The organism is Streptomyces viridochromogenes DSM 40736, from assembly GCF_000158955.1.
GTDB classification, from domain to species: Bacteria; Actinomycetota; Actinomycetes; order Streptomycetales; family Streptomycetaceae; genus Streptomyces; species Streptomyces venetus.
The window spans coordinates 3054159-3061034 of record NZ_GG657757.1 but is presented as its reverse complement, the minus strand read 5'-3'; the positions used below and the strand labels follow the sequence as shown (position 1 = coordinate 3061034).

At 71.6% G+C, this 6876-nt stretch carries 7 protein-coding genes and 1 pseudogene; 2 read left to right on the top strand and 6 right to left on the bottom strand.

The window, feature by feature from the left end; translation table 11 throughout:
* On the bottom strand, nucleotides 1-819 hold an 819-nt coding region (locus tag SSQG_RS13360; protein WP_039932606.1), incomplete at its 3' end, for an ROK family transcriptional regulator.
* Between the two features lie 432 nt (nucleotides 820-1251).
* On the opposite strand from SSQG_RS13360, the gene SSQG_RS13355 reads away from it, so the two are divergent.
* Entirely contained in the window at nucleotides 1252-1587 is a 336-nt protein-coding gene (locus tag SSQG_RS13355) for a hypothetical protein (RefSeq protein WP_003990294.1), read from the top strand.
* A gap of 48 nt (nucleotides 1588-1635) precedes the next feature.
* On the opposite strand, the gene SSQG_RS13350 is transcribed toward SSQG_RS13355, so the two are convergent.
* On the bottom strand, nucleotides 1636-2727 hold the full coding sequence (locus SSQG_RS13350) for a mechanosensitive ion channel family protein (protein WP_039932605.1): 1092 nt from the start codon (nucleotides 2725-2727) through the stop codon (nucleotides 1636-1638).
* 312 nt (nucleotides 2728-3039) lie between these two features.
* Here SSQG_RS13350 and SSQG_RS13345 point away from each other — a divergent pair, with 312 nt between their 5' ends.
* Nucleotides 3040-3576 (top strand): HNH endonuclease, encoded by a 537-nt coding sequence (locus SSQG_RS13345; protein WP_003990292.1) that lies wholly within the window; start codon nucleotides 3040-3042, stop codon nucleotides 3574-3576.
* Nucleotides 3577-3667: 91 nt separating this feature from the next.
* On the opposite strand, the gene SSQG_RS13340 is transcribed toward SSQG_RS13345, so the two are convergent.
* The 4 genes and pseudogenes from SSQG_RS13340 to SSQG_RS13325 form a co-directional block, all read right to left on the bottom strand.
* Complete coding sequence (locus tag SSQG_RS13340; RefSeq protein ID WP_003990291.1) at nucleotides 3668-5023, bottom strand: FtsX-like permease family protein; 1356 nt, start codon at nucleotides 5021-5023, stop codon at nucleotides 3668-3670.
* A complete protein-coding gene (locus tag SSQG_RS13335; protein WP_003990290.1) occupies nucleotides 5020-5706 on the bottom strand; it encodes an ABC transporter ATP-binding protein in 687 nt (228 codons plus the stop codon). The genes SSQG_RS13340 and SSQG_RS13335 overlap by 4 nt, the downstream gene beginning before the upstream one ends.
* Complete coding sequence (locus SSQG_RS13330) at nucleotides 5703-6236, bottom strand: PadR family transcriptional regulator (protein ID WP_003990289.1); 534 nt, start codon at nucleotides 6234-6236, stop codon at nucleotides 5703-5705. The genes SSQG_RS13335 and SSQG_RS13330 overlap by 4 nt, the downstream gene beginning before the upstream one ends.
* A 93-nt stretch (nucleotides 6237-6329) precedes the next feature.
* Nucleotides 6330-6876 (bottom strand): annotated as a pseudogene (locus SSQG_RS13325) (discoidin domain-containing protein); the annotation flags it as partial.

Below are 6876 nucleotides of genomic sequence, written 5' to 3'. Positions count from 1 at the left end.
ACCGGCGAGCTCCTGGTAGCCGCCACTGTTGGCCTTGGTGACCTGACGGACCAGGGGCGTGCCCGGCACCGGCAGGAAGCCGACCTCGCCGGCGCCGCCGGTCCAGCCGCGGTGCAGCCGGCCGCCGAGGACCAGGGCGGCGCCCAGGCCCTCCTCGTTCCACAGCAGCACGAAGTCCGCGTGGCCCCGGGCCGCGCCCAGCCGCTGTTCGGCGAGGGCGACCAGGTTGACGTCGTTCTCGTACTCGAACGGCATCGGCAGTGCGGCGGCGAGCTCGTCCAGGAGGGTCGGGGAGTGCCAGCCGGGCAGGTGGGAGGCGTAACGCAGCCGGCCCGTCGTGGGGTCGAAGGCGCCGGGAGTGCCGATGACGAGGCGGTGGATGTCGCCCCGGGTGAGGCCCGCCGCCTTCACCGCGCCGTCCAGGGCGTCGGTGACCTGCTGGACGACCGGGACGCCGGTGCGCCTGCCGGGGGTGGGCAGTTCGTGCCGGCCGACCGTGCGGCCGGCGATGTCGGCGACCGCGGCGATGATCCGCTGCGGGGTGACGTCGAGTCCGGCGGCGTGTCCGGCGGCCGGGTTGACCTCGTAGAGCTGGGCGTTCGGGCCCGGCCGGCCTTCGGTGGTGCCGGTGGCCAGGACGAGGCCCGCCGTCTCCAGGCGGGCCAGGAGCTGCGAGGCGGTCGGCTTGGACAGGCCGGTGAGCTTGCCGATCCGGGTGCGGGACAGCTGACCGTGCTCCAGCAGCAGGTCGAGGGCGGCCCGGTCGTTCATGGCGCGCAGGACGCGTGGGGTGCCCGGCGTTCCGGCGGTTCCTGCCATGCGTGTCCACACCTGCCCTTCGGCTGCTCAGCTTTTCAGTGATCGCGGGGAGAAGTCCATCCGGCGACCGGCGGCGGAGAGCCCCGCGAGCACTGTTAGGAAAGTTTCCTGTTGTTTGAGGAAGGTAGGACGAAGGGGGTGCGCCGTCAAGGGGTGGTCGCCGGATCGACACCGTGGCCCGGGTTGCGTCCGAGGGGGCGTCGCGTTCGCGCCCCCAGGGTGTGCGCCCGTGGACGTGCTGTTAGAAGGGAGATGAAAAAACGGCCCTCGCGGTTCCCCCTTTTTCCTTTCGGTGATCTCGGCGTCGTCCATTCGTTGTCCATGTGTATTGCCGTTTGAATTGCGAGAGATCGAATGGCAAAGTGAGCGCTTGCCGCCGCACGCGTCGGTGGCGAGTTTCGTCAAGGGGAATGAGAAGGAGGGGGCATCAAGTTGCGCAAGCTCAAGGTGCTCGGGTCTCTGGTGGGGGCTGCTCTCGCGATGGGGGCGCTGGCGACTGCTCCGGCGAGTGCCGCCGCCGGTGACGGCGGAATTTCCGTGAAGAAGGTGCAGCGGGGAAGCGTCACCTGCTTCAATTACTCATGGGGTGACGACGGTATTGCGAGTTACACCGTCTATTACCACAACACGTGCGCGGGCAGCCACGGTCTCTATGTGACGACCAATGCGGGGCTGTCGCACGAGTGCATATGGGTGGGGGGCGGAAAGAAGGGTTCCCACGTCTTCTACACGCCGCCGATCAAGTTCGAGCACAAGAAGACCTGCTGAACGCGAAAGGGCTCCCGGCGATGGGAGCCCTTTTTCGGTGCGGAGGTCCTACTTGGTCACGCTCGGCGGGGCCAGCGGCGTCGCGGCCTGGGACTGCGGTGAGGTGGAGTTGGCGTAGGCCGACGGGGCCGCCATCCCCGCCGTCGGATCGGCGATCTGCTCCTCGGTCGGGGCCGTGGCACCGCCGACGATCCGGATGTCGGCCGCGTCGAAGGCCCGCTTGATCCGCCAGCGCAGCTCGCGCTCCACGGTCAGGGACTTGCCGGGCATGGTCTTGGCCGTGACGCGCACGACCATGGAGTCCAGCAGCACGCTGTCCAGGCCGAGGACCTCGATCGGGCCCCACAGCAGTTCGTTCCAGGGCTCTTCGGCGCTCATCTTCTCGGCGACCTCGTCGAGCGTGGCCTTGACCTTGTCCAGGTTCTCACCGGAGCGGACCGTGACGTCGACGTTGGCCGTGGCCCAGCCCTGGGAGAGGTTGCCGATGCGCTTGACCTCGCCGTTGCGCACGTACCAGATCTCGCCGCCGTCGCCGCGCAGCTTGGTCACGCGCAGGCCCACCTCGATCACCTCGCCGGAGGCGACGCCCGCGTCGATCGTGTCGCCGACGCCGTACTGGTCCTCCAGGATCATGAAGACGCCGGACAGGAAGTCCGTGACGAGGTTGCGGGCGCCGAAACCGATCGCGACACCGGCGACACCGGCGGACGCCAGCAGCGGCGCCAGGTTGATGTTGAACGCGGAGAGGATCATCAGGGCCGCGGTGCCGATGATCAGGAAGCTCGCGACCGAGCGCAGTACCGAGCCGATCGCCTGGGAGCGTTGACGGCGGCGCTCGAGGTTGACCAGCAGGCCGCCCAGGGCTGTGCCGTCCACCGACTGCTCGGTGCGGCTCATCCGGTCTATGAGCTTGGTGATCGCCCGGCGCACCACGATCCGCAGTACCGTCGCTATCACCACGACGAGCAGGACCTGCAGGCCGATCGCGAGCCACGTCGACCAGTTCTGCTCGACCCAGCCGGCTGCGTTCGTCGCCCTCTCCTGGGCGTCCTGGAGCGAGGGCACTCTCGGGGTCTCTGTGTCCGACGGCGACGGCGACGGCGACGGACCGGCGGCGAGCAGGATCGCGGACAGGGACACGGCAGATACCTCCAGGTGCAACGGTCTGCCCCGGTGCGCTGGTTCAGGGGGTCAAGGTCACGACCGGGTCACCGAAGGGGCAGAACCACCACACTAACGGGGCATTGTGTGTGCTTCCTCGGAATGCGTGAAGGAGAGACCGTGTTCACCTGGGCTTGAACAGGCCATGATCTGGGGGATGAATCAGATGTGGTCGAAAACACTCCCAGCCCGTTACCGGGACATGGTGGCGCTTCCACCAGGCATGAGGAGAGACTGACTACGAATCGTCCCGGCGCGAGCCACGCGCCGCCGGCGTCCAAGGAGGCATCCGTGCCGCATGTCCTGGTCCTCAACGCGTCGTACGAGCCGCTAGGTGTCGTACCGCTCCGCCGCGCGCTGGTCCTCGTCCTCGAGAACAAGGCCGTATGTCTCGAGGAGTCCGGCGCCTTCATGCACAGCGCGACCGTCACAGTCCCCGCACCCAGCGTGGTCCGGCTCAAGCGATTCGTCCGGGTTCCCTATCGGGGGCCCGTTCCACTGACCCGCCGGGCGCTGTTCGCCCGCGACGGGGGCCGGTGCATGTACTGCGGTGGCGTCGCAACCAGCGTCGACCACGTCATCCCGCGCAGCCGCGGGGGCAAACACGTCTGGGACAACGTGGTGGCGTCCTGCCGCCGCTGCAACCACGTGAAGGCCGACCGGCATCTCGTCGAGATCGGCTGGCGGCTGCGCCACAAACCCGCTCCGCCCTCCGGCCTGGCCTGGCGCATCATCGGGACCGGACACCGGGATCCGCGCTGGCTGCCGTACTTGCAACCGTACGGCGCGGAAGACGCCATGGCCCGGATCGACGGCATTCCCGCCTGACGAGGATCCGGGCCTTCGTATTGCGGCGTGCGGCACCGGCCGACCCGGGGAACCCCCGTTCCCCCGGGCCGGCCCGTCATGAGGTGCGCCCTTACGCGTACCGCAGTTCCCCCGGGCGCAGCGTGCGGCGCAGCAGGGGCAGCGAGGTGGCCGCGGCCAGCAGGCAGGCGGCGTAGACGGCGAGGGGGACCAGGGCCGTCGCCCACGGCACGGGGCGTCCCGAGAGCGCGGCGTACCACGTGCCGATGGTCATCCCGCCGAGGCCCGCGAGCAGCACCGCGGGCGCCAGCGGCAGCGCGGTCTCCAGCAACAGGGCCCGGCCGAGCACCGTCCGCGGCACCCCGGCGGCGGCCTGCGCGGTCAGTCCGCGGCGTCGGGTGGCGAGGGACTCGGCGGTGCCGACGGCGAGACCGGACAGGGTGATCGCGAAGGCGATCACGATGGCGGCGCCGGTGAGGTCGAGACCGGTGGTGTAGTAGGACTCGCTCGCGGCGAGGTGCTCCTCGGTGCGCACCACGTCGCCCAGCACCTGCCGGATGCCCAGGAAGCCGGTCCCGACGACCGTCACCAGCAGCACCGCCGCATGGGTGCGGGCGGCCGACCACGGGTCGTCGCGCAGCCGTTCCGCGGCGATCAGTGTCGCCGCCGACCGGGCCCGGACCGCGAGGATCCGCCCGGTCGCCCTCGCGGTGGCCCCGGAGAGCCACACCGCGCCCGCTCCGACCGCGAGGACCGCGCCCATCATGGTCAGCGGCGGTCCGCCGCCCGGCCGGTCGGCGGCGGCCGTGGACGTCGTGGCCACGGTCAGCAGCGCCATCCCCGCCACGACCAGGATCCCGGCGAGGAACAGCAGCCCGGGACCCCGTCCGCCGCGCGGCCCGACCCGGCGCACCCAGCCGAGCGGCGAGGCCACCACCCGGCGCAGCGCCAGGGCGCCCGTGACCGCGCCCAGCACCGGTACGGCCACGGCGACCAGGGCGATCCCCGCCCACGCCAGGACGTTCGGCCGGTCCCACAGGCGCAGCAGGAGCAGCACCGAGAAGACGGTGGCGACCGCCGAGCCCAGCAGACAGGCCAGCCCGGTCTCCAGTGCCGCGATCCGCCGCACCTGCCAGGGTGTCGCCCCGGCCAGCCGCAGCCCGGCCAGCCGCCGGTCGCGGTGCACCGCGCCGATCCGGGCGCACTGGCCGAGGAACCCGAGCACCGGCACCAGCAGAAGCAGCAGGCCGACGATCACACCGGACCGCGTGCCGGGCTCGTCCAGCAGACCCGCCGCGACGGACACGTCGGTGTTGCCGCGCAGCGAGGCGAGGGTGACGGCGGCCAGCGCGAACCCCGTCGCGAGCGCGGCCCCCGCCGCCGTGAGCGTCAGCCGCCACCACTCGCCACGGTCGGAACCCCGGGTGAGTTCCCAGGCGAGACGCAGATCGGAGCGCAGAAGGCTCATGCCGTCACCCCCAGCGGGGCCACGGCGCCGTCCCGGAGCTGCACCTCGCGGTCCGCGTACGCCGCCACCTGGGCGTCGTGGGTGATCAGCACGACCGCCGCGCCCGACTCACGGGCCGTGTGGACCAGGGCGGTCATGACCTGCTCGCCGGACAGTGAGTCCAGCGCCCCCGTCGGCTCGTCGGCGAAGACCACCTTCGGGCCGGTGACCAGGGCCCGGGCCAGCGCGGCCCGCTGGGCCTGGCCGCCGCTCATCTCGCCCGGCCGCGACTCCTCCTGCCCGCGCACCCCGAACCGCTCCAGCCACTCGGCGGCCCGGGCCCGGGCGCGGGCGCGGTCGGTGCCCGCCAGCAGCAGCGGGAGGGCGACGTTGTCCAGGGCCGTCAGCTCGGGGATGAGCTGCCCGAACTGGAACACCACGCCGAACTCGGTGCGGCGCAGCTCGCTCAGCCGCTTCTCGGGCAGGTCCTCCAACCGCCGTCCGTCGTACGTCACCGAGCCCTCGTCCGGGCGGACGATCCCGGCCAGACAGTGCAGCAGCGTCGACTTCCCGCTGCCGCTCGCGCCGGTCACGGCGAGTATCTCGCCCGCGTGCAGCTCGATCGAAGCGCCGCGCAGGGCGGGCGTCCTGCCGTGTGCCTTGGTGAGGCCGCTCGCCGAGAGGAGGGGCACGGGTCTGCTCATACTGCGTCGACCTCCGCGGTCAGGGTGGTCAGCCGGGCCGCTGTGGTGCTCATCCAGCGGAGGTCGGCGTCGAGGTGGTTGAGGGCGTAGTCCGCCGAGAGCACGGTCGCCAGGTCCGCGCCCTTGGCGGCCTTGACCGCCGTGAGCTCCCGCATCCGTTCCATGTGGGCGGCGCGCTGGGCGTTCAGGTACCCGGCCGGGTCGCCGCCCGAGAGGATGGCGACCACGACCTTGGCGAAGATCTCGTTCGCCACGAAGGGGGCGGGCGGCGCGATCTCGCCGGACCAGCGGGACAGTTCGTGCGTCCCCTCGTCGGTCGTGCGGTACATGGTCCGCTCCGGCCCGCCGTCCGAGTCGGTGCCCTCGACTTCGGCGAGGCCGTCCCGGACGAGGCGCTGGAGGGTCGTGTAGACCTGCCCGTAGGCCAGGGGACGGGCCTGGGGGAAGCGTTCGTCGTGGCGTCGCTTGAGGTCGTAGCCATGGCTCGGCCCCGAGGCGAGCAGGCCCAGCAGGATGTGGCGGGTGCTCATGCGGATCATTATGTACTGAGTACATGTACTGAGTGAATAGTGGGGTCCGACCGACTTCCGGCCGGGGGATCTGCGACCGGAGGTCCGGACAGGTCACTCGGTGACGGCGTACGCCTCCACCGACCACAGCGAGTACCCGTACGGGGTCGCCCGCTTCTCGCCCTGCACCCGCACGAAGCGGACGTCACGCTCGTCCATGCGGACGCTCTCCCGGCCGCCCTTGCCGTCCCGTACCGCGGCCGCCGTGCGCCAGCGGCGGCCGTCCGGCGAGACCTGGACGCGGTACGCCGAGGGGTGGGCGTCCTGCCAGCTCAGTACGAGCTGCCCGAGCCGGGTCGGGCGGGCCAGCTCGACCTGCCACCAGGCGCCGTCGTCGACCGGGGACGACCAGCGGGTCTCCGGGTCGCCGTCGTTCGCCGCCGAGGCGGGGAAGTCGGGCGTCTCGTCGGCCGACGAACGTGCCGTGCCGGTACGGGCCAGGTCGGGTCCGCCGGTGGGCGGGAAGGCCCGGACGGTGAGCGTGCGGGTCGCTCCCGCGAACCCCAGCCGGATGTCGTACGACCGCCCCGGCGAACCGCGCTCCACGGTCACCTCGACCGGGACCTAACACGGTCGTGCCGCGCGGCACGGTCAGCTCGTT

Bases quoted from the DNA above. Each gene is read 5' to 3' on its own strand.
- SSQG_RS13340 (WP_003990291.1), bottom strand. From the start codon at position 5,023: ATGAGCCTTCTGCGCTCCGATCTGCGTCTCGCCTGGGAACTCACCCGG.
- SSQG_RS13335 (WP_003990290.1), bottom strand. From the start codon at position 5,706: ATGAGCAGACCCGTGCCCCTCCTCTCGGCGAGCGGCCTCACCAAGGCA.
- SSQG_RS13330 (WP_003990289.1), bottom strand. From the start codon at position 6,236: ATGAGCACCCGCCACATCCTGCTGGGCCTGCTCGCCTCGGGGCCGAGC.